At 68.2% G+C, this 20,930-nt stretch carries 20 protein-coding genes and 1 pseudogene; 3 read left to right on the top strand and 18 right to left on the bottom strand.

The features are described 5' to 3' along the window. Positions 1 to 160 precede the first annotated feature (160 nt). Together A5695_RS00200 and A5695_RS00195 are read right to left on the bottom strand one after the other, a co-directional pair. A pseudogene (locus A5695_RS00200) lies at positions 161 to 808 on the bottom strand (hypothetical protein); the annotation flags it as partial. A 103-nt stretch (positions 809 to 911) separates the two neighbouring features. Beyond that, entirely contained in the window at positions 912 to 1,529 is a 618-nt protein-coding gene (locus A5695_RS00195; protein ID WP_068076890.1) for a carbonic anhydrase, read from the bottom strand. Between A5695_RS00195 and A5695_RS00190 the strand changes: the two genes are divergently transcribed. Then, entirely contained in the window at positions 1,528 to 2,439 is a 912-nt protein-coding gene (locus A5695_RS00190) for an A/G-specific adenine glycosylase (protein ID WP_068076889.1), read from the top strand. The genes A5695_RS00195 and A5695_RS00190 overlap by 2 nt on opposite strands. A gap of 9 nt (positions 2,440 to 2,448) precedes the next feature. Here the strand turns inward: A5695_RS00190 and A5695_RS00185 are convergent, their stop codons facing one another. The 8 genes from A5695_RS00185 to A5695_RS00150 all read right to left on the bottom strand — a co-directional run bounded on the left by A5695_RS00185 (position 2,449) and on the right by A5695_RS00150 (position 10,665). Continuing rightward, positions 2,449 to 3,927, bottom strand: coding sequence for an NADH-quinone oxidoreductase subunit C (locus tag A5695_RS00185; protein ID WP_068076888.1), 1,479 nt, complete (start codon positions 3,925 to 3,927; stop codon positions 2,449 to 2,451). Further along, a complete protein-coding gene (locus A5695_RS00180) occupies positions 3,924 to 5,390 on the bottom strand; it encodes a proton-conducting transporter membrane subunit (RefSeq protein ID WP_068076887.1) in 1,467 nt (488 codons plus the stop codon). Before A5695_RS00180 ends, A5695_RS00185 begins: the two co-directional genes overlap by 4 nt. Then, entirely contained in the window at positions 5,390 to 6,052 is a 663-nt protein-coding gene (locus A5695_RS00175) for a hypothetical protein (protein ID WP_068076886.1), read from the bottom strand. Before A5695_RS00175 ends, A5695_RS00180 begins: the two co-directional genes overlap by 1 nt. Beyond that, positions 6,049 to 7,008, bottom strand: a complete 960-nt coding sequence (locus A5695_RS00170) for a respiratory chain complex I subunit 1 family protein (protein ID WP_068076885.1) — start codon at positions 7,006 to 7,008, stop codon at positions 6,049 to 6,051. Before A5695_RS00170 ends, A5695_RS00175 begins: the two co-directional genes overlap by 4 nt. After that, on the bottom strand, positions 7,005 to 8,936 hold the full coding sequence (locus tag A5695_RS00165; protein WP_068076898.1) for a proton-conducting transporter membrane subunit: 1,932 nt from the start codon (positions 8,934 to 8,936) through the stop codon (positions 7,005 to 7,007). Before A5695_RS00165 ends, A5695_RS00170 begins: the two co-directional genes overlap by 4 nt. 41 nt (positions 8,937 to 8,977) lie before the next feature. Beyond that, the gene (locus A5695_RS00160) at positions 8,978 to 9,457 is read right to left on the bottom strand and encodes an NADH-quinone oxidoreductase subunit B family protein (protein WP_068076883.1); all 480 of its coding nucleotides are present in this window, start codon (positions 9,455 to 9,457) and stop codon (positions 8,978 to 8,980) included. Positions 9,458 to 9,462: 5 nt separating this feature from the next. Then, on the bottom strand, positions 9,463 to 9,801 hold the full coding sequence (locus tag A5695_RS00155) for a helix-turn-helix transcriptional regulator (RefSeq protein WP_156749360.1): 339 nt from the start codon (positions 9,799 to 9,801) through the stop codon (positions 9,463 to 9,465). 93 nt (positions 9,802 to 9,894) lie between these two features. Further along, a complete protein-coding gene (locus tag A5695_RS00150) occupies positions 9,895 to 10,665 on the bottom strand; it encodes an alpha/beta fold hydrolase (protein ID WP_068076879.1) in 771 nt (256 codons plus the stop codon). 63 nt (positions 10,666 to 10,728) lie between these two features. Between A5695_RS00150 and mhuD the strand changes: the two genes are divergently transcribed. Both mhuD and A5695_RS00140 read left to right on the top strand, forming a co-directional pair. Continuing rightward, positions 10,729 to 11,049 (top strand): mycobilin-forming heme oxygenase MhuD, encoded by a 321-nt coding sequence (gene mhuD, locus A5695_RS00145; protein WP_068076877.1) that lies wholly within the window; start codon positions 10,729 to 10,731, stop codon positions 11,047 to 11,049. Beyond that, on the top strand, positions 11,024 to 12,388 hold the full coding sequence (locus A5695_RS00140) for a serine hydrolase (protein WP_068076875.1): 1,365 nt from the start codon (positions 11,024 to 11,026) through the stop codon (positions 12,386 to 12,388). Before mhuD ends, A5695_RS00140 begins: the two co-directional genes overlap by 26 nt. Positions 12,389 to 12,541: 153 nt before the next feature. Here A5695_RS00140 and A5695_RS00135 read toward each other — a convergent pair whose 3' ends face one another. The 8 genes from A5695_RS00135 to lysS all read right to left on the bottom strand — a co-directional run bounded on the left by A5695_RS00135 (position 12,542) and on the right by lysS (position 20,862). After that, entirely contained in the window at positions 12,542 to 13,792 is a 1,251-nt protein-coding gene (locus A5695_RS00135; RefSeq protein WP_068076873.1) for an HNH endonuclease signature motif containing protein, read from the bottom strand. Between the two features lie 90 nt (positions 13,793 to 13,882). Then, entirely contained in the window at positions 13,883 to 14,413 is a 531-nt protein-coding gene (locus A5695_RS00130; RefSeq protein WP_068076871.1) for a histidine phosphatase family protein, read from the bottom strand. Next, a complete protein-coding gene (locus A5695_RS00125; RefSeq protein WP_068076870.1) occupies positions 14,410 to 15,186 on the bottom strand; it encodes a CbtA family protein in 777 nt (258 codons plus the stop codon). Before A5695_RS00125 ends, A5695_RS00130 begins: the two co-directional genes overlap by 4 nt. A 4-nt stretch (positions 15,187 to 15,190) precedes the next feature. Next, the gene (locus A5695_RS00120) at positions 15,191 to 15,397 is read right to left on the bottom strand and encodes a CbtB-domain containing protein (RefSeq protein WP_068076896.1); all 207 of its coding nucleotides are present in this window, start codon (positions 15,395 to 15,397) and stop codon (positions 15,191 to 15,193) included. A 139-nt stretch (positions 15,398 to 15,536) separates the two neighbouring features. After that, positions 15,537 to 15,917, bottom strand: coding sequence for a YbjQ family protein (locus A5695_RS00115; RefSeq protein ID WP_068076868.1), 381 nt, complete (start codon positions 15,915 to 15,917; stop codon positions 15,537 to 15,539). A gap of 122 nt (positions 15,918 to 16,039) precedes the next feature. Further along, positions 16,040 to 18,574: an ATP-dependent protease ATP-binding subunit ClpC gene (gene clpC1 / locus A5695_RS00110; protein ID WP_068076866.1), complete on the bottom strand. Its 2,535-nt coding sequence runs from the start codon at positions 18,572 to 18,574 to the stop codon at positions 16,040 to 16,042. A gap of 313 nt (positions 18,575 to 18,887) precedes the next feature. Further along, positions 18,888 to 19,226 (bottom strand): histone-like nucleoid-structuring protein Lsr2, encoded by a 339-nt coding sequence (lsr2, locus tag A5695_RS00105; protein ID WP_068076864.1) that lies wholly within the window; start codon positions 19,224 to 19,226, stop codon positions 18,888 to 18,890. 124 nt (positions 19,227 to 19,350) lie between these two features. Continuing rightward, positions 19,351 to 20,862, bottom strand: a complete 1,512-nt coding sequence (gene lysS, locus A5695_RS00100; protein ID WP_068076862.1) for a lysine--tRNA ligase — start codon at positions 20,860 to 20,862, stop codon at positions 19,351 to 19,353. Between the last annotated feature and the right edge of the window lie 68 nt (positions 20,863 to 20,930).

Genomic DNA, 20,930 nt, shown 5'->3' with positions numbered 1-20,930 from the left:
CGACCGCGGTGACGTGGACGGGGATGGGGTCGGCGCCGCACTGCCCGCTGCCGCGGCCGGCGATCGGGCCGGGCACCTACAACCTCGTGGTGCAGCTGGGCAACCTGCGTTCCCAGCCGGTCCCGTTCATCTTGAACCAGCCACCTCCGCCGCCGGGTCCGGTGCCCGGCCCGATCGCCGGCCGCGGCAGCGGGCAGTGCGGCGCCGACCCCATCCCCGTCCACGTCACCGCGGTCGTCACCTGCTCGCCCGGCGTGAAGGTCTTGATCAGCGTCTCGTTGGAGGGCGCGCAGTCGAGGTTCGACCACAGCCGCTTGTTGTCCAGCGAGTACACGTAGGCCGCCAGTACCGCGGCGCCGACGTCACGCTTGCAGGACACCAGGCCGATGTTGGTGACGACCATGGTGAACTTCGGCTGATCACCGATGAAGTACTGGGGCGCATTGGTCAGGCCCTTGACGGCCAGCGTCGAATCGGGGCAGTCGTCGCCCTCTTTCAGCACCGGCGGCGGCTGCACCGCAGCGGTCGGGGTGGGCATCTCCGGGTTCTGCCCCTGTTGGGGCACCGGTGTGGGCTGCTCACCGGGCGCGGCCGGCGGAGGCGCCTGCGGCGCAGGCGATCCCGGCTTGCTCTGAGCGGCATTGTTCTTGTCGGCACTGGCAGGCTTGGCGCCCGAGCTGTGTCCCATGAACGCGATGACCGCGGCGACCACGATCCCTACGACGACGACCGCGACGCCCACGGCCAGGCCACGGCGCCGCCAATAGATCTCGGTGGGTAGCGGGCCACGCGGTTCCAGATCCAGCACGTTTGCAGCGTAGGCCCAGGTCACGTCTCGTTGCCTGACCCGCCCCGGCGTGTCGCGGGGTTTGCTGGCGGATGGCCGTGTTAGTGACGGCCGCGCCGGACCGCTATTCGCCTATGTCACCGACATGGTCGACCAGCGCCGCCCGCCCGTCGGCCAGGTGATAGGTGGCGCCCGCGACCGCCAATGTGCCCGCCGCGATCCGCTCCGCGATCGCGCTCGAACGAGACACCAGCTGGGCGACGGTTTCGCGCACGTGCCGTTCCTCGAACTCGTCGACGCGGCTGAGGCCGTCGCGGCGGCCCATCAGCACAGACGGCGCGACCCGTTCGACCACGTCCCGCACGAAGCCGCCCGGGATCGCGCCGTCGTTGATCGCGGCCAGCGCGGCCTTGACCGCGCCGCAGCTGTCGTGACCCAGCACAACGACGAGCGGCACGTCGAGCACCGTCACAGCGAACTCGATGGAGCCCAGCACCGCCGAGTCGATGGCCTGACCGGCTGTGCGCACCACGAACATGTCGCCCAGGCCCTGGTCGAAAATGAGCTCCGCGGCCACCCGGCTGTCGGCGCAGCCGAACACCACCGCGGTGGGCTTCTGCCCGCCGGCCAGGCTGGCCCGGTGCTCGACACTCTGGCTGGGATGCTGGGGATTCCCGGCGACGAATCGCTCGTTACCCTCTTTGAGTGCTTTCCACGCGGTTACCGGGCTGGTGTTAGGCATGGCTGACATCATGCCGCATTCGCGGGTAAACGGCCCAAGACACATACCAGTTACCGACCTTCTCTACTGGTACGAACAATCGCGCCGCGACCTGCCGTGGCGGGAGCCCGGCGTCAGCGCGTGGCAGATCCTGGTCAGTGAGTTCATGCTGCAGCAGACGCCGGTGTCGCGGGTGCTGCCGGTTTGGTCGGACTGGGTGCGGCGGTGGCCCACCCCATCGGCCACCGCCGCCGCCAGCGCGGCCGACGTGCTGCGCGCCTGGGGCAAGCTGGGCTATCCGCGCCGGGCCAAGCGCCTGCACGAGTGCGCGATCGTCATCGCGCGCGACCACGGCGACGTGGTGCCCGAGGATGTCGACACCTTGCTGACGTTGCCGGGCATCGGCAGCTACACCGCCCGCGCCGTAGCCTGTTTCGCCTACCGGCAGGCGGTCCCCGTGGTGGACACCAACGTTCGCCGGGTGGTGGCCCGCGTCGTGCACGGGCTGGCCGATGCCGGGTCACCTTCGGCAGTACGAGACATGGCCGACGTCGCTGCGCTGCTGCCGGAAAATGGGACGGCCCCTTTGTTTTCCGTCGCGCTTATGGAGTTGGGCGCGACGGTGTGCACCGCGCGGGCGCCCCGATGCGGACTGTGCCCGCTTGACCGGTGCGCTTGGCGCGACGCGGGTTATCCCCCGGCCCAGGGGCCGGCCCGGCGGGTGCAGACCTACGCCGGCACCGATCGGCAGGTCCGTGGCCGGCTGTTGGATGTGTTGCGCGCCAACGACTCTCCGGTCACCCGCGCGCAACTGGACGTGGCGTGGCTGACCGACACCGCCCAGCGCGACCGGGCACTGTTCTCGTTGCTGGCCGACGGCTTGGTTGCGCAGACGGCCGACGGCCGGTTCGCCCTGGCGGGCGAAGCGTAGTCGCGCCGATCAAAGGTCGTTGCCGGCGTAGGACTGGTTGAAGCTCTTGTTGGCCAGTGGGAAGTCGGGGACGATGGTGTCGGCCATCGCGACGGGCAGCGCGGGCCAGTTGAACCACGACGGGTCGACGATCTTCGCGCGGGTGATCCGATTGACGGGGTCGGTTTCGACGCGGTGCACGATGGTGCCGCGCCAGCCCTCGACGATTCCGATGCCACTACGCGACCCAGCAGGCGCCGCCGGTCCTCTTGCATATTCGATTGGGCCGCTGTGTGATTCGATCAGATGGCAAGCGAGTTCGGTGGAAGCCGCGAATTCGTCGCGGCGCACGGTGTAGCGGGCAAGCACGTCGCCCGACTCGGCGCCGATCTCGGTGACCGGCAGCGTGGTGCTTGGGTGTTCGAGTCGGGCGTCCGTCCGCATGCCGCTGGCGCGCGCGACATAGCCCAGGCATCCGAGCGCGTGTGCGTCCTCTCGGTTCAGGACGGCGGTCCCGGCGAAGCGGTCATACACCACGGTGTTGTGCAGGGTCAGTTCGGCGACCTCGGCGACGTCGGCGGAGATGCGTTGCAGCACACCGGGATCCGGCAGCACCTGCAGCGTGACCCGGCCTGGACGCACCGCGCCGCGCAACAGCCGGTGACCGGTGACCGCCTCGTTGAGTCGCAGCAGTTGTTCGCGGATTCGTTGCGCGTGGGCATGGGCGAGACCGAACCCGACGTCGTTGGCCAGCGCGCCCAGATCGGCGGCGTGGTTGTAGAGCCGTTCGAGTTCGACGAGGAGCGCCCGCAGTCGGTGTGCCGCGTCGGGAAGCTCGATGCCGAGCGCGTCTTCGATGGCGAGGCAGTGCGCCAGCGCATGGGCGACGGAGGTGTCGCCGCTGACCCGTTCGGCCAAATCGACCGCGGCACCGGCCGGCCGGCCCTCGAAGAGCTTCTCCAAACCCCGGTGGACGAACCACAGCCTGGCCTTGAGCCGAAGTACGGTTTCCCCGGCGACGGAGAAGCGGAAGTGGCCTGGCTCGATCAACCCCGCGTGAACGGGGCCGACCGGGATCTCGTACACACCCGGGCCCTCGACCGTGACGAACGGGAAGTGGCCGTTGCCATCAAGTTTGGGCACGGGCGGCGCCGCGCGCCGCATCGGATACCATTCCTCTGGCCAGTGGGCATGGCGCACCAGGCGGCGCGCCTTCGGATGACCCACGCACCGGATGCCGTACAGGTCGGCCATTTCGCGCTCGAAGCGGCTGGCCGTGAACGACAGATAGGCCAGTGATCGGACCGCCGGATCGTCCTTGGGCACTACGCATTCGAGCTCGACCCGCCGGTCCGGCCAGCCGGCGAGGAACAGATAGACGACGCGGTAGGCGTCGGAGTCGTCGTGGGCGGCCACCAGAGCCAAGCGGAATCCCTCGCTCAGCAGGCCTTCCGCCGATTCCGCCAGCCTGCCCTGAGATACCCGGTGGTGCTGCCACTCGGTCCTCACCGCGCTCCCCCGACATTGCTGGCCGCGGCGGTGAACAAGTCGGCGAGCGGGCCGGCGGTGACGCCGAGCGCGATCGATGCGGCGATGCCGACCAGAAGGGCCGCCGACACCGTTCGCGGCACAGCGATTTCGCGTGCGTCGGCCGGGCGACCCAACAGGATGCGACCCGAGTTACGCGCCAGCGCGGCGAAGGCGACCACAACGAACAGCATGCCCGCGGCGAGGACCCAGTACAGCCGCGCGTCGGCGAGGGATCGAACGATCGCCAGCTCACTGGCGAACATGGCGAACGGCGGCAGGCCTAGCAGCACGAGAACACCGACGGCGATCGATACGCCGATGAGCCGGGAGCGGCGCAGCACGGCGGCGATGTCGGCGATCGCGGTGGACTCGTGCGCCGCCTGCAGGGGCCCGCTCGCCAGGAACAGGACCGTCTTGCCGATCCCGTGAGCGAGGACGTGCAGCAGCAGCGCGGCAATGGCGAGCGAGGTTCCGGCCGCGGCGGCGATCGCGATCAAACCCATGTTCTCCATCGAGGAGTACGCGAGCATGCGCTTGAGGTCCGGTGTCACGGTGAGCATCATGGCCGCGACCACCAGCGTTGCCAGCCCGATCACGAGTAGGCCCGAACGCATGAAAGGTTCTCCGGTGGCAGCGCCGATGATCGGCTTGAGACGGATCAGCACCGAAAAAGCCACCGACAGCAGCACGCCGCTCATGAGCGCGGAAACCGGTGCCGGGGCCTGGCTGTGGGCGTCGGCCAGCCACGTGTGGAACGGAAACAAACCGCCCTTGGCGCCGTAGCCGATGAGCAGCAGCCCGCCCGCGAGGCGGGCGATGTCGGGGTCCAGCCCGCCGGCGTGCGCCGCCAGTACGTCGAGGTTCAGGGCGGCGGCGGCCGGCGCGCCGGCATGCTCGGCGGCGTAGTAGAGCAGCACGGTGCCGAGGAAGGCGACGGCGATGCCGACCGAGCAGATCACGACGTACTTCCAGGTCGCTTCGAGGGCGCTGCGGGTGCGGCGATGCCCGACCAGGAAGGCGGTGATCACCGTGGTCGCCTCGATCGCGATCCAGATGACGCCGATGTTGTTGGCGCAAACCGCGACAACCATCGCCGCCAGGAAGCCGGCCGTGAGGGCCCCGTACCCGCAAGCGCCCCGCGGGTCGGTGTGGCCGCCCGCGAGTTCGGCGTCGATGTACCCGATGCTGGCCCAGGTGGCCAGGGTGGCGACGATCCCGATGACGATCAGCATGGTGACGCTCAGCGCATCTAGTCGCAGCAATCCGCCCAGGGCGACCCGGGTCCCGGACCCGACACGGAGTGCGAGCAGCGCGCCACTTGCGAGCACCGTCATCGCCGAGAGCACGATCAGTGTCGCGGTCACCCGGCGCCATCCGGCGACCAGCACGGCGACCGAGGCACCGATCGGGGTGAGGATCGCAGCAAGCAGTAAGGCGGTCATCAGTCGTGCAGCTCCTGCAACGCGTCCAGGTCGGCACCACCGAAGGCTTTGGCCAATCGCCCCGTCAGGACCCCGATCACGATGACCGCGAACAACACGTCCAGCGACGAACCGAGTTCGACGATCAGCGGCACCCCCGCGGTGAGCAGGAACGCGGTGGCGGCAATCCCGTTGTCCAGCATGAGGAATCCCGCGGCCTGCGACACCGCGTGCCGCCGCGTCACCATGACGAGCAGCGCGATCAGCACGACCGCGGTAGCGGCCGGGACCGCGGAAGTGGTCGCGGCGGGTTGCAGGTTCACCAGAGGCCGGGTGGCGGCGAACGCGGCCAGAGTCAGCGCGGCCGTGATGAGCAGCGACGTGGCGGTGTTGATGACCGGGGTGGCTTCCCGGCGCGATCGCGCCTCGGCGCCACCCGCGCCGGCCAGCAACCGCGGCAGCAGCGCAACCCGCAAGGCCAGCACGGCCACCCCGACTCCGATGAGGGCGCCGTCACGGTCATACGCCCCGCGCAGCAGGGGGATGGCCGCCAGCGCGGCGCCCTGCCACGCCAGCAGCCGGATGATGGCGGTCAGGTCGCGGCGCCACACGATCAGCACCGCGGCCAACAGCAGCCCGCCGGCGGCGAGGTCGACCAGGACCGAAAACGTGTTGTAGGTCATGCCGGCACCATGAAGAAGTTGGCCGCGACGACCGCGAGCAGCGCCAGGAGGAACGATCCGGCCAGCAACTCGGGCACCCGGAACAGGCGCAGCTTGGCGACGAACACCTCAACGGTGGCCAGCAGTACCGCCAACACCGTGACCTTGGCCGCTACCGCCGCAGCGCCGATGGCGACGTCGACCGCGCCCGGCTCGCCTCCGGCAATGCCCCAGGGGGCGAACAGGTTCGCCAACAGCGCCAACAGCACGGTCAGCCGCATCCCGGCCGCCCACTCGACCAGGGCCAGCCGCGGGCCCGCGTATTCGAGGACCATCGCCTCGTGGACCATCGTCAGCTCGAGATGGGTGGCCGGGTTGTCCACCGGCAGTCGTCCGGTCTCGGCGACGATCACGATCACCAGCGCCGCGAACGCCAGCACCGCGGCCAGCGACACCACCTGCCCGGGGTGGGTGATCGTATGTGCCACCAGGGCACCGAGATTGGCGGACCCCACCGGCATGGACAGGGCAAACACCGCCAGCAGGATGGTGGGTTCGACGAGTGCGGCGATCGTGATTTCGCGGCTGGCGCCCATGCCGCCGAACGACGTGCCGGTGTCGATACCGGCCAGGGCCAGCGCGACGGTGCCGACGAACAGCAGTCCGACCACGGCGAACAGGTCGGCGCTGGCGTCCAGTGGCGATCCGGTCGCGACGAGCGGCGCAATCGCGGCGATCAGCAACGTCGATCCCGCGATGACCGCGGGTGCGGCCGCGAACACCACCGTCGTCCCATGCGGGGTGATCTGTTGCTTACCAAGCTGTTTGACGATGTCGCGCCACGGCTGCAGGATCCCGCCGCCCACGCGGCCCTCCCAGCGGGCACGGACCTGCCGGGTAAGGCCGACCACCAGCGGCGCCCCGGCCATCACGCCGCCGACCTGGGCCACGCCCGCGAGGTAGGAAAAGACATTCATCGGGCCACCACCAAGACGATGAGCACACCGAGCGCACCGTAGGCCAGATACAGGTGCACGCTGCCGGTGTGAGCGCGCCGGGCCAGCTCCGCCGCGGCCGTGACCGCCCGGATCACCGGGGTGTAGCAGCGATCCTCGATGGCGTCGACGATCCTGGTGCGGTAAATGATCTTTTCGGCCAGATATTGCGACTCAGCGGTCGGCGTGACTTCGATGTCGGTGTCGGGCCGCAGGACGTCGTCGAACACCCGTTGCAGCGGTTCGGCGAACGACGTTGCCGTGTACTGCATCCGAGCGGTGAGATCGTCCGCGCCACAAGCCCACAGCGGCAACGTGGCGGGTGCCGGACGCCGGCTGCGGCGCCAGAGCGCCAGCATGGCCGCGATGAGCGTGGCCACCACGACACCGACGGCGACCGCGCCGGGGGCGATCGATCCCTGCAGGCCGGGCAGCCGCACCACCGCCCCGAGACTGGTGAATCCGATTGCCCGGGTGGCCGGCAACGCGGCGACCGCCTGCCGTAGCGCGGGTGCGATAACCGCGGGTGCCACCGCCAACGTCAGGCAGGCCGCCGCCGCCATCGCCATCGCGGCCAGCATCGTGCGCGGCGCCTCTCGGGCGTCGGCGGCCTGGTCGGAACGCGGCCGCGCCAGAAAGCCGACCCCGAACGCCTTGACCATGGCCGCGACGCCCAGGCCCGTGGTGAGCGCGACGGCGCCCACGGCGAGCGGCGTGGTCAATGCCAAGACGGCGGAATGCTCTCGGGCCGTGTGGATCAGCGACTGCACCAGCAGCCACTCGCTGACGAACCCGGCGCCCAGCGGCAGCCCCGAGGCCCCAAGCGCGGCGACCGCGAAAAGGGTTGTGGTCGCCGGCATCCGGCGCGCCAGGCCGCCCAGCCGGTCGAGGTCGCGCAGCCCGGTGGCGGCCAACACCGATCCCGCCGCGAGGAAGCCGAGGCTTTTGAAGGCCGCGTGGGCGACGAGGTGCAGCATGGCGGCCGCGGCGGCGATGGTGGCCGGGCCGCTTGCGCCCGTGGCCGCGAACAGGGTCGCGGCCCCAAGGGCCAGCGTGATTAGCCCAAGGTTCTCGGTCGTCGAATAGGCAAGCAGCCGTTTGAGATCGGTGGCCACGGAGGCCTGCACCACGCCGTAGAGGGCCGACACCCCGCCGACGACCATCAGGGCCAGTCCCCACCAGCGGGGCCCCGGACCGAGCAGCTGCAAATCGAAGCGGCAAATGCCGTAGACGCCGAGGTTGATCATCGCCGCGCTCATCAGCGCCGACACCGGGCTGGGCGCCTCTGGATGGGCTCGCGGCAGCCAGGCGTGCAGCGGCACCAGGCCCGCCTTCGAGCCGAACCCCGCCAGCGTCAACAAAAACACCGCGGTGCGCGCGCCTTGCGGTATGTGGTGCAGGTCGGCGAACCGGTCGGCGCCACCCGCAGCCGAGAACACCATCAGGCCGGCCAGAATCGCCACGAACCCCAACTGGGTCATCACGGCGTAGACCAACGCGGCGGAGCGCACCTGCGGACGAGTGTGGTGGGCCAGCACCAGAACCAACGATGCAACCGCCATCAGTTCCCACGCCAGCAGGAAGGTGGTGATGGACGCGGCCGCGGGCACCAGCAGCATCGCCGCAACGAACGTGGGCAACACCGCCAGCGTGACGGGTCCTGACCGCTCGCGCCGGGCATAGCCGATCGTGTACAGCCCGACGACGACCGCGACCGCCCCCGTCAGCGCCATGAAAAATCCGCCCAGCGGATCGAAACCCAGCTGGACGCCGGCCAGCGGGAGCAACCAACCGATGCGGATCGGGCGCATCGAACCGAACATCCCCAGGACGCCGACCCATACCCCTCCCGCACCCAGCAGCGAGGTCAGCGAGCCCGACCAGGTCGGATAGGATCCATTGTGGCCCAGTATTTTTGGTTGCGGCTCCACTCTGGTTGCCAGCGCTGCGGTCACTTGCCGGTCACCGCCCGCAGCGCCGAGACGATCTGGCTCGGTGTCGGTGGGCAGCCGGGGATCTCCACGTCCACGCCCACCATCTCGCCGACCGTGCCGGCCACCCCGTAGGCGTCGCCGAAGACCCCGCGGTTGATGGCGCAGTCGCCACAGGCGATCACCCGGCGCGGCCGCGGAGTGGCCTCGATCGTGGCGCGCAACGGGCCGGCCATGTTGTGTGTGACGACGCCGGTCACCAGGAGCGCATCCGCATGTCGCGGGGATGCCACCAAGCGGGCGCCGAACCGCTCGGCGTCATAGACCGGCCCGAACGCGCCCGCGATCTCCACCTCGCACCCGTTGCAGGATCCCGCGTCGACGTGGCGGATCTGAAGTGAGCCGCGCACCCCGGCGGGCGGCGTGGTCGTCGGCTCCGGTGCTGGCGGCGCGGGTTCGGCGATCCGACCGACCCGCAAGGCTTTGCTGATCCAGCCCATTTGCGCTACCCCGCGCCCCCGGCGCGCAGGCCTTCCAGCATCGCCACGCGGTCGCTGAGCACCCCGGTGAGCACCTTGCGCGCCACCATCAGCAGTTCGGCGATATCCGGGGAGGCGATCGAGTAGATCATCGTGTTGCCGTCCCGCAGCGCATCCACGACACCGGCTCGGCGCAGAACGCCGAGCTGCTGTGAAAGGTTCGACGCCTCCAGCCCCACCTCGGGCAACAGTTCGGCGACCGACTTCTCGCCCTCTGCGAGCAACTCCAGAATCCTGATCCGCGCGGGGTGCCCCAGGGTCTTGAAGAACTCCGCCTTGAGCTTGTAGAGCGGCTTCGTCACGATAGATCTCCTGAAGACTACAAAGTTTTTAGGTATGAACGATTGAAGAATTTATCATATGTTCCGGTGGCTTGAGCTCGGGCGGTCAAGCCCGACTCAGTCGCCGGCGGGCAGCGTCGCCAAAAATGACTCGACGGCGTCGCGATACGCCTGCGGCGCTTCGTCGTGAACCAGATGGCCGGCCTCCGGTACACGCAAATAACTTGCCGCAGAGCATTTTTCGGCCATTTCGCGCATCTGCCCAGGCGGGGTGACCGAGTTACCGGCCTCGATGAGCAGCGCCGGGGCGCGCACCGCCCGCCATTGCTCCCAGTAGTCGCGGGTGCCCCATTCGGCGGCGATCTCGATCCACCGCGCTGTGTGCCCGTGCAGGCGCCAACCCGTGGTCGTCCGGTCGAAGGCCTCCAGAAAATACTGGCCGGCAACGCGACCGAATTCGTCGAATACCCGCTGCGCGGAATCGAATTCGACCGGCAGGGCGTGCAGCCACGGCTCCCACGGACCGGTGGTGCGCCCACGGAAGTCCGGGGCCATGTCCTCGAGCACCAGCGCGGACACCAGCTCCGGACGCTGAGCGGCCAGACACCACGAATGCAGGGCGCCCATCGAATGTCCGACCAGCGTGACGGGCGTCTTCAGCGCGCTCACCGCGTCGGCCAGGTCGGCGACGAACCGTTCGGTGCTGATCGGGTGCGGGTCGTCAACGCCGCGGCCCCGATGCCACAAGGCGTCGTAGGTGTACACCACAGCCAGCCTGGTCAGCCAGGGCAGCTGCCGCGACCAGGTACTGCCCCGCCCCATCAGCCCGTGCACCAGCACCAACGGCTCGCCCTGCCCCCCGCGGCAAGTCAGAAGATCACTGGCCATGTCACCATCCTGCGTGCCCCGCCCTGCAGTTGGACAGGCCGGGCGAAGGGGTAGCCTAGCGGCATGTCGCCAGTGGTGAAGATCAACGCAATCGAAGTACCCGCCGACGCCGGCCCCGAGCTGGAGAAGCGGTTCGCACACCGCGCGCACGCGGTCGACAACCAGCCCGGCTTTCTCGGGTTCCAGCTGCTGCGCCCGATCAAGGGCGAGAACCGCTACTTCGTCGTCACGCAGTGGGAGTCCGAAGAGGCATTTCAGGCGTGGGCGCAGGGGCCCGCCATCCAGGCGCATGCGGGCGAGCGGGCCAACCCGGTGGCGACCGGGGCGTCGCTGCTGGAATTCGAGGTTGTGATGGACGTTGCCGGCAACAAGCAGGCTGGCTAGCGGGTTCTCGGCCCGGCGCCGCGCGGTAGCGTTGAGTGCCGCCGCCGCACTGGTAGTCACGTTCGCCCCCGGTTGCACCTCCTCCCCCTCACCGCAGGCGAACGCGGCCAATCCCGGCCGGCAGATCGACGTGCGCACACCGCCCGGCATCCGGGCCCAGCAGACGCTGGACATGCTCAACTCCGACTGGCCGATCGGCCCGGTCGGCGTCGGCACGCTCGCCGCGCCCGACATGGTCAAAGCGGTGCAGACCACCATGGAAGGGCTGTGGTGGGACCGCCCGTTCACCCTTGACGGCGTGGATCTGCAAGCCAGCGTGGCTACCTTGCACCTGACGTCCTCCTACGGCGCGCGCCAGGACATTCGGATCCACACCGACGACGGCGGGCGGGTCGATCGGTTCGACCTCGAAACGCAGGCGCCGAAGATCGAGTCGTGGCACGACATCGACGCGGCGTTGAGCAAGACCGGCGCCCGCTATTCCTACCAGGTCGCCAAGGTCGACGACGGGCACTGCGACCCCGTGGCCGGAACCAACGCCGCCGAATCCTTGCCGCTGGCTTCGATTTTCAAGTTGTACGTGTTGCACGCGCTGGCGGGCGCCATCGTGGACGGAACGGTCTCCTGGGATGACCAGCTGACCGTCACCGACAAGAGCCGCGCGGTGGGCTCGTCCGGTTTGGCCTTGCCCGCCGGGGCGCAGGTTTCGGTCCGAACGGCCGCCGAGAAGATGATCGCGACCAGTGACAACATGGCCACCGACCTGCTGATCGGAAAGTTGGGCACCCACGCGATCGAGCAGGCGCTGGTCACCGCGGGCCATCACGACCCGGCCAGCATGACACCGTTCCCGACGATGTACGAGCTGTTCTCGGTCGGCTGGGGCAAACCGGACCTGCGCACCCAGTGGCAACACGGCTCACCGCAAGTCCGCGCCCAATTGTTGGCCCAGGCGAATGCGACTCCCTACGAACCTGATCCGACCCGCGCCCACACACCGGCGTCGTCCTACGGTGCGGAGTGGTACGGCAACGCGGAGGACATCTGCCACATCCACGCGGCGCTGCAGGCCGACGCCGTCGGCGCGGCCGCACCGGTCAGGCAGATCCTCTCCGCGGTGTCGGGCATCCAGCTGGACCGCAATGTCTGGCCCTACATCGGCGCGAAAGCCGGTGGCCTGCCCGGTGATCTGACCTTCAGTTGGTACGCCGTCGATAAGACGCGGCAACCGTACGTGGTTAGCTTCCAGCTCAACTGGCCACGCGACCACGGACCGAACGTCACCGGGTGGATGCTGCAGGTCGCCAAGCAGGCGTTTGCGCTGATCGCACCGCGCTGATCGGCACCCCAGTTCAGCCAATGACCGGCCTCCGCATGTGTCCGTCGAGGAACTCGATGAATCATCGGACCATGGCTGGACGTTATCCTGAGCTCTGGCGGGATCCATTATGTCCCAACGTATTTGACCTTTTCCGCGCGGCCCGGATGCAAGCTAGTTGTTCGCCGGCGGTGGTTGGGGTTGGAAGGGTTCGTACCACCACCAGTCGGCGCGCTCGCCGGTAGGTCCCGGGCAGGGCGCCACCGCGGGCCGGGGCTTTGTTGGCGGCCGCGCCAGCGAGCCCGGACGCAGCACTCGGCCGGCATTGTCGATGACGGTCGGGGCGCTTGCGGGTCCTGCGATGGTGATGGCGCCGCGATGATGCGACCGGTGGTGATACGGGCATACCAGCACCAGGTTGGCCAACTCGGTGGGCCCGCCGTCTTCCCAGTGTCTGATGTGATGGACGTGCAGACCACGGGTGGCACCACAACCGGGAACCGCGCACGTGGGGTGGCGGCGCTCCAACGCACGGCGAAGGCGCCGGCTGATCAGGCGGGTCGCGCGGCCCGCGCCGATCACCTCGCCCTGGCGCTCGAACCACACTTCACCCGTGGCGTCACAGGTCACGTATCGGCGTTCGGCATCGGTTAGCAGCGGACCCAAATGCAATGCCGCGGTATGCTTCTCGGCGTCGACGTGCACCACCACGGTGGTGTGCTGCCCGTGCGGGCGGCGGGCCGCCTCCGCGTCCCAGCCCGCCTCGACCAGGCGCATGAAGGCCTCGACGGTGCCCGGCAGCGGCGGCGCGCTTTCTGGCGCACGGCCACGGTCGGCGCGGTCGCGCTTCCACTCGGCGATCAGCGCGTCACGGTGAGACTGCAACGCCGCGTCGAACTTCGCGGCATCCAAGTGGGAAAGTGCGATCCGCCAATAGGCGAGCGCCTCATCGGAGGTCTTGCTAACGAACGACCGCGGGCCGGGGCCCGGATCGGGTTCGGGTCGCGGTTCCAGCTTGACCGCGGTGCGCAGCTGGTTGACCGTGGCGCAACGCGCCAATTGGGCGTAATGCTCATCGGACCCCACACCGGCGCGCGCCGCGATGACGCCGACCTGATCCAACGAAAGACGCCCCTCCCGCATACCTTGGGCGCACCGCGGGAATTCTTCGAGCCGGCGCGCAACCGTGGTCACCGTGTGGGCGTTTGCCGATGACAAGCCGGCCTTCCAGGCCACCAACGCCGGCACCGACCGCGCGCCGGTGACGCCGCCCAGCTCGTCGCGATCGATCTCGGCCACGATCTCCACGATGCGCCCGTCGATGGCGTTGCGCTGACCGGTCAACTCCGCCAGCTCTTCGAACAGCACGTCAAGGCGCTCGCTGGGACTCACCGCCACAGAGCCGGACGGCGCGGTCGAGGACATGACCCCATCATCGCAGCGCGGTACGACAAGTTTCGAAAGCCTGATCACGGCAGCGAACACGGTAGCCATCCCGGTGCGAAACGGAGAATCTCACAACCGCAAGGTCCAACGGCCGTCGCGCAGGTGCATGACGATACGACTGACCGGCGGAATGTCAATGCGCCAGAACGATTCCGGCGGTGCGGCCAAGGCGATCAGGATCGCCGCCCGGATGACGGCGGGATGCGTCACCGCCACGGTGGGCCGGTTCACCGATTTCAGCCATCCCGCCACCCGTTCGATCAGGGCGACGATCGACTCACCGCCGTGCGGCGCCCGCTGCGGATCGGTCAGCCACGCGTGGAGGTCTCGCGGGTCGATTGCCGTCGGGGCTCGCCCGCACCACGTCCCGCAATCGATGTCGGCCAGCCGTGGCTCGACCCGGGCCGCCAGACCCAGCAGCTCCGCCGTTTCACCTGCGCGCCGCTCGGGCGCGGCGAGGTGCTTCATGGCGTTGAAGCCGACTTCGTTCACCTGCCGACGTCCGACGTCGCTGAGCGGTTCGTCGAGCGGAAATCGCCCGGCCGCCATGGCGTCGGTCATCGCGTGCGACACCAGCGTCAGCCGCAGGACACCGGTCACGCGTTGATGCTCGGCGCGCGCTCCTCGAGCAACCGTCCGGCGAGCGTCGCGAACCCCACACCGATGGTCCCCCACAGCACCAACTGCGCGGCCAGCGACAGCAGCCTGAAATCGTAGAGGACGTCGGCGGGAAAGCCCGGATAGATGATCGTGGCCGACGCGTCTCGCAGCGGCCCGGGCGTCTCGTCCACGTCCGGCAGCAACGCCGCGAGCACCGCGACCGCCGCAACGTAGCCCCCCGCAGCGAGCAGCCGCCCGTTCCACCCACCGAGGCGGGCGGTCAGCGACCGCGCCAGCCAGACGGCCGCGATGGTCAGCACCACGGAGGCCAGCACCATCACCAGGTACCAGCCGGTGCGCGCCCCGATCGTGTCCGCCTGACCCACCGCCGGCGGGTTGGGCGGATACTTGATGAACGGCACCAGGTACACCGCGACGAAAGCCGCCGCCGCCAAGAGCAGCGAAAGCGCGCGTGGCCCAACGCTTGTCACACGCGCGGCGATCACACAGAACAGCACACTGAACAGCGCGCCCATCGCGACACCGAAAATGAGCAGGCCGAAGCCCAACCCGGCGTTCGACTGCACCCCGCGGCTGAACAGCTCGGCGCCATGCTCGTGCACACCATGCGCGTTCTCGGCGTCAGTCCGGCCGTCCTCGAAGGCGATCGCGCGGCCGATCACCGGCTCGGCGCACAGGCGGGTGAAGGCGAACGCCAGCACCGCGCCGATTGCACCGGCCAGCAAGCCGCGTCCGATCAGACGCTTCTCCACGCGATCAGTGGCAGGGGAAGCCGAGCAGGTGCCGCGCATCGTGCATGAATTCGTGCACGTGCGAATCGCTACCGAACAACGACACCGCGCCCTGGTCCACGCCGACGAAGTAGAGCGCCAACAGAGCCAGGAAGGCGGTCGCCGCCAACCAGACCACGGCGCTGGCCACCGACAGATCTACTCGGGCGCGGGTCGTCTCAACATTAGGCACGATCGACTCCTTCCGGGGATATCCGCGTCCCCGCTGGTGACGACGGGCCATGGGTCTGACTTTCGACAGTGGCGCGACCGTTCTGGAATTTCACCAGATTCCGTTGCCCGTCAGGACGAGAGTCAGTGTAAACCGAGGATCAATGCTGCGGTGGCGCGGAGCCGTAGCCCAGCTGGCTGGCCGTGTATTTCGCGGCCTCCGTCACCGGCGTCGCCTGGACCGCCGTGCCGTAGGCGCAGATCTCGGTCCAGACGTCGCCGATTTCGGTCGTGTCGAACCGCATCGCGACGATCGCGTTGCCGCCGCGATTGCGCGCCTCGGTGATCAGCCGGCCCATCGCCTCGTTGCGGCTTTCGGCCAGGTTCTTGGTCATGCCGGCCAGCTCGCCGCCGAACATCGCCTTGAACCCCGCGCCCATCTGGGAGAACGCGTTGCGCGAGCGGACGGTCAGCCCGAACACTTCGCCGCAAACCCGCTGGATCTCCCATCCGGGAAGGTCGTTGGTGGTGACGATCAGCATGGGCGAGCCCCTTACCTGCGAAACGGGCGGTTAATCCCGTCAGAGATTAGTCCCGTGGTGGCGACCCGCTTCGCCCGGCTACGCCGCGCTCACGATCGCCACGCCGCCCGTTTGCTGTCGTGCTAGGGCGTTTCCGGCGCCGCGTGCGCTCCGGCCTTCGCCAGGTCCGGCTCGGCCGGCGGCTTGCGGGTCCCGGTGAAGGTGAACACCGCGTCCTCGCCGGCGCTCTCGCCGTCCCAGTTGTCCACGTCGACCGTGACGATCTGTCCCGGTCCGACCTCCTCGAAGAGGATCTTCTCGGACAGCTGGTCCTCGATCTCGCGCTGGATGGTGCGCCGCAACGGGCGGGCACCCAGCACCGGGTCGAAGCCCCGCTTGGCCAGCAACGCCTTGGCCTTGTCGGTCAGCTCCATAGCCATGTCCTTGGCCTTGAGCTGGTTGCCGACCCGGCCGATCATGAGGTCGACCATCCGGATGATCTCGTCCTTGGTCAGCTGGTGGAAGACGATGATGTCGTCGATGCGGTTGAGGAACTCCGGGCGGAAGTGCTTCTTCAGCTCGTCGTTGACCTTCTGCTTCATCCGCTCGTAGTTGTTCTCACCGCCACCCTGGGTGAAGCCCAGGCCGACCGGCTTGCTGATGTCGGACGTACCGAGGTTCGAGGTGAAGATCAGCACGGTGTTCTTGAAGTCGACCGTGCGGCCCTGACCGTCGGTGAGCCGGCCGTCCTCGAGGACCTGCAACAGGCTGTTGTAGATCTCTTGGTGCGCCTTCTCGATCTCGTCGAACAGCACCACGGAGAACGGCTTGCGCCGCACCTTCTCGGTGAGCTGGCCGCCCTCTTCGTAGCCGACGTATCCGGGCGGGGCACCGAACAGCCGCGACGCGGTGAACCGGTCGTGGAACTCGCCCATGTCGATCTGGATGAGCGCGTCGTCGTCGCCGAACAGGAAGTTCGCCAGCGCCTTGGACAGCTCGGTCTTACCGACACCGGACGGGCCGGCGAAGATGAACGAGCCCGACGGGCGCTTGGGGTCCTTCAACCCGGCACGCGTACGGCGGATCGCCTTGGAGACGGCCTTGACGGCGTCCTCCTGGCCGATGATCCGCTTGTGCAGTTCGTCCTCCATGCGCAGCAGGCGGGTGGTCTCAGCCTCGGTGAGCTTGAACACCGGGATGCCGGTCCAGTTGCCCAGCACCTCGGCGATCTGCTCGTCGTCGACCTCGGCGACCACGTCGAGATCGCCAGAGCGCCACTGCTTTTCCCGCTCGGCCCGCTGAGCGACCAGCTGCTTCTCCCGGTCGCGCAGGCTGGCTGCCTTCTCGAAGTCCTGGGCGTCGATCGCCGATTCCTTCTCCCGCCGCGCGTCGGCGATCTTCTCGTCGAACTCGCGCAGGTCTGGCGGCGCGGTCATCCGTCGGATCCGCATCCGCGCCCCCGCCTCGTCGATCAGGTCGATCGCCTTGTCCGGCAAGAACCGGTCGTTGATGTAGCGGTCGGCCAGGGTGGCGGCGGCCACCAGCGCGGAGTCGGTGATCGACACCCGGTGGTGCGCCTCGTAACGGTCGCGCAGCCCCTTGAGGATCTCGATGGTGTGCTCCACCGTGGGCTCCCCCACCTGCACCGGCTGGAAGCGGCGCTCCAGGGCGGCGTCCTTCTCGATGTACTTGCGGTACTCGTCGAGGGTGGTGGCGCCGATGGTCTGCAGCTCGCCGCGGGCCAGCTTGGGCTTCAGGATCGACGCGGCGTCGATCGCGCCCTCGGCGGCGCCGGCACCCACCAGGGTGTGCAGCTCGTCGATGAACAGGATGATGTCGCCGCGGGTGTTGATCTCCTTGAGCACCTTCTTCAGGCGCTCCTCGAAGTCACCGCGGTAGCGCGAGCCTGCCACCAGCGAACCGAGGTCAAGTGTGTAAAGCTGCTTGTCCTTCAGCGTCTCGGGAACCTGGCCGTGCACGATGGCCTGCGCCAGGCCCTCGACGACGGCGGTCTTGCCGACGCCGGGTTCGCCGATCAGCACCGGGTTGTTCTTGGTGCGCCGGCTCAGCACCTGCATGACGCGCTCGATTTCCTTCTCGCGGCCGATAACCGGGTCGAGCTTGCCCTCCATCGCGGCGGCCGTCAGGTTGCGCCCGAACTGGTCGAGCACCAACGAGGTGGACGGGCTGCCCGATTCGCCGCCGCGGCCGCCGGTGCCGGCCTCCGCGGCCTCCTTGCCCTGGTAGCCGCTCAGCAGCTGGATGACCTGCTGACGCACCCGCGTCAGTTCGGCACCCAGCTTCACCAACACCTGGGCGGCGACGCCCTCACCCTCGCGGATGAGCCCGAGCAGGATGTGCTCGGTACCGATGTAGTTGTGGCCGAGCTGCAGCGCCTCACGCAGGCTCAGCTCGAGAACCTTCTTGGCGCGCGGGGTGAAGGGGATGTGGCCCGACGGCGCCTGCTGGCCCTGGCCGATGATCTCCTCGACCTGGCTGCGAACGCCTTCCAGCGAGATCCCCAGCGACTCCAGTGACTTCGCCGCGACGCCCTCGCCCTCGTGAATCAGACCCAACAGGATGTGCTCGGTGCCGATGTAGTTGTGGTTGAGCATCCGGGCCTCTTCTTGCGCCAGGACGACGACCCTGCGGGCACGGTCGGTAAATCGTTCAAACATCGCCTGCTACCTGCTCTCCCTCACCATCGGTACTTGGCCTCTGTGTGGCCCCCCGGTCCCCGTCGGGGCCGGAATCTCATACCTGCCATCCACTGTAATGGTCGGCCTGCCAGGGGGCATAACCTTGCGGTTCCTTACTGTTCAAGACCCGCCGGGCCCGGATCGGGCGACCTCCCCTGTGATCACAGCGCCATAACCCAACCAACGTGGCCGGGTGCCGATTCGTTTCCTTCGGTCTCGGACAATTCTTTCGCCGCCAGCGAAATGACAAACCGGCGCCCGGGCAGCTGCCCGGGCGCCGGTCGAAGGTTTGTCAGGTCGCCGCGTGGAAAGCGTCGATAACGTCGGCCGGGATGCGGCCGCGCGTCGAGACGTTGTGACCGTTGCGGCGGGCCCATTCGCGGATCGCCGCGCTCTGCTCGCGGTCGATCGCGCCGCGGCCGCGACCGGAGGCGGACCGCCCACGCCGCCGACCGCCGACGCGGCGACCGGCTTCCACCCACTGCTTCAGGTCATTGCGGAGTTTTGCGGCATTCTTGGACGAAAGGTCAATCTCATAGGTCACCCCGTCAAGGCCGAATTCGACCGTTTCGTCGGCTGCGCCGGCACCGTCGAAATCATCGACCAAGGTGACGGTCACTTTTTTCGCCATTAGCTTATCCTCGCATTTCGTCCTGAGCAGTTGCGGAGCAGTTTGGGTGAGCCTCCCCGGGTCACCAATCTGCCATAACAACGCAGCATACTCAATCTGGCGGGAAGGCGCACAGTTGCGCTTTTCAAGTCGAGTGCGGCCGAACAATCGGGAACAAAACTGTCTCGCGAATTGACAGTCCAGTCAAAGTCATCAACAACCGATCGATACCCATTCCCGTTCCCGTGCACGGCGGCATCGCATACTCGAGGGCGGCAAGAAAGTCTTCGTCGAGCACCATGGCCTCGTCGTCGCCGGCCGCCGCCGCGCGGGCTTGGGCCGCGAATCTTTCCCGCTGCACGATGGGGTCGTTCAACTCGGAATACCCGGTGGCCAATTCGACCCCGCGCACGTAGAGATCCCACTTCTCGGTCACACCTGGGATGCTGCGGTGCTGGCGCGTCAAAGGCGTTGTCTCCACGGGAAAATCCCGGACGAAGGTGGGCGCCGTCAGCGTGTTTCCCACCATGTGCTCCCACAGCTCCTCGACGAGCTTGCCGTGCCCGTAGCCCCGGTCGCGGGGAATCTCGACCCCCAGTCGATCCGCGATGGCCCACAACCGCTCCGCCGACGTCTCGGGGGTGATCTCCTCGCCGAGCGCCGCGGACAACGACGGGTACATTTGAATCGACGCCCATTCTCCGTCTATGTCGTAGACACTCCCGTCGGGCAGCGGTAGTTGTCTGGTTCCGATCGCCTCATCAGCGACCTCTTGAATAAGCTCGCGGGTGACGACTGCCGAATCGTCATAGGTTCCGTAGGCCTGGTAGGTCTCGAGCATGGAAAATTCCGGAGAATGCGTCGAATCCGCGCCTTCGTTTCGGAACACCCGATTTACTTCGAAGACCTTGTCGAAACCACCGACGATGCAGCGCTTGAGGAACAGTTCCGGCGCGATCCGCAGGTACAGATCGATGTCCAGAGCATTGGAATGGGTCACGAACGGCCGCGCCGCCGCCCCGCCCGCCAGGGTCTGCAACATAGGCGTTTCGACTTCGAGAAACCCGCGGCGCTCGAGCGAGTTGCGGATCGCGCGGACCACGGCGATTCGTTGCCGCGCCACCGTGCGGGCCTGGGGGCGGACGATCAGGTCGACATAGCGCTGCCGCACCCGCGCCTCTTCGCTCATCTCCTTGTGGGCCACGGGCAGCGGCCGCAACGACTTCGCCGCCATCTGCCAGGAATCGGCCAGCACGGACAATTCGCCGCGCCGTGAGCTGATCACGTTGCCGTGCACGTAGACGATGTCGCCGAGGTCGACGTCGGCCTTCCACGCATCCAGCGATTCGGAGCCCACCTTGTCGAGGCTGAGCATCACCTGGAGCGTGGTGCCGTCACCCTCCTGGAGCGTCGCGAAGCACAGTTTCCCGGAGTTGCGCGCGAAGATCACCCGGCCGGCGACGCCGACGACGTCGTCGGTCGCGGTGTCGACCGGCAGGTCCGGGTGGTCGGCGCGCACCTGCGCCAGGGTGTGGGTGCGTTCGATGGCGACCGGATAGGGCTCATGGCCCTCCGCCAACAAGCGAGCGCGCTTGTCCCGACGGATGCGGAACTGCTCGGGCAGGTCTGCTGCTGCATCCTCGCTGGCGTCACTCACGACGTGCCAGCTTAAATGACCTCGCGGGGTCGGCTCTTACTGGCGGCCCACCGAGATCGCCGTCATGG

The sequence above is a fragment of the Mycobacterium sp. E1747 genome (assembly GCF_001667775.1).
In the GTDB taxonomy this organism is placed as follows: domain Bacteria; phylum Actinomycetota; class Actinomycetes; order Mycobacteriales; family Mycobacteriaceae; genus Mycobacterium.
The sequence above is the reverse complement of the archived record's forward strand: the minus strand, read 5'-3'. Positions and strand labels throughout refer to the sequence as shown.

Coding starts and splice junctions, on each gene's coding strand:
- A5695_RS00190 (WP_068076889.1), top strand. CDS start 1,528: ATGGCTGACATCATGCCGCATTCGCGGGTAAACGGCCCAAGACACATA.
- A5695_RS00195 (WP_068076890.1), bottom strand. CDS start 1,529: ATGCCTAACACCAGCCCGGTAACCGCGTGGAAAGCACTCAAAGAGGGT.
- A5695_RS00180 (WP_068076887.1), bottom strand. CDS start 5,390: ATGACCGCCTTACTGCTTGCTGCGATCCTCACCCCGATCGGTGCCTCG.
- A5695_RS00175 (WP_068076886.1), bottom strand. CDS start 6,052: ATGACCTACAACACGTTTTCGGTCCTGGTCGACCTCGCCGCCGGCGGG.
- A5695_RS00170 (WP_068076885.1), bottom strand. CDS start 7,008: ATGAATGTCTTTTCCTACCTCGCGGGCGTGGCCCAGGTCGGCGGCGTG.
- A5695_RS00160 (WP_068076883.1), bottom strand. CDS start 9,457: ATGGGCTGGATCAGCAAAGCCTTGCGGGTCGGTCGGATCGCCGAACCC.
- A5695_RS00150 (WP_068076879.1), bottom strand. CDS start 10,665: ATGGCCAGTGATCTTCTGACTTGCCGCGGGGGGCAGGGCGAGCCGTTG.
- mhuD (WP_068076877.1), top strand. CDS start 10,729: ATGTCGCCAGTGGTGAAGATCAACGCAATCGAAGTACCCGCCGACGCC.
- A5695_RS00135 (WP_068076873.1), bottom strand. CDS start 13,792: ATGTCCTCGACCGCGCCGTCCGGCTCTGTGGCGGTGAGTCCCAGCGAG.
- A5695_RS00115 (WP_068076868.1), bottom strand. CDS start 15,917: ATGCTGATCGTCACCACCAACGACCTTCCCGGATGGGAGATCCAGCGG.
- clpC1 (WP_068076866.1), bottom strand. CDS start 18,574: ATGTTTGAACGATTTACCGACCGTGCCCGCAGGGTCGTCGTCCTGGCG.
- lsr2 (WP_068076864.1), bottom strand. CDS start 19,226: ATGGCGAAAAAAGTGACCGTCACCTTGGTCGATGATTTCGACGGTGCC.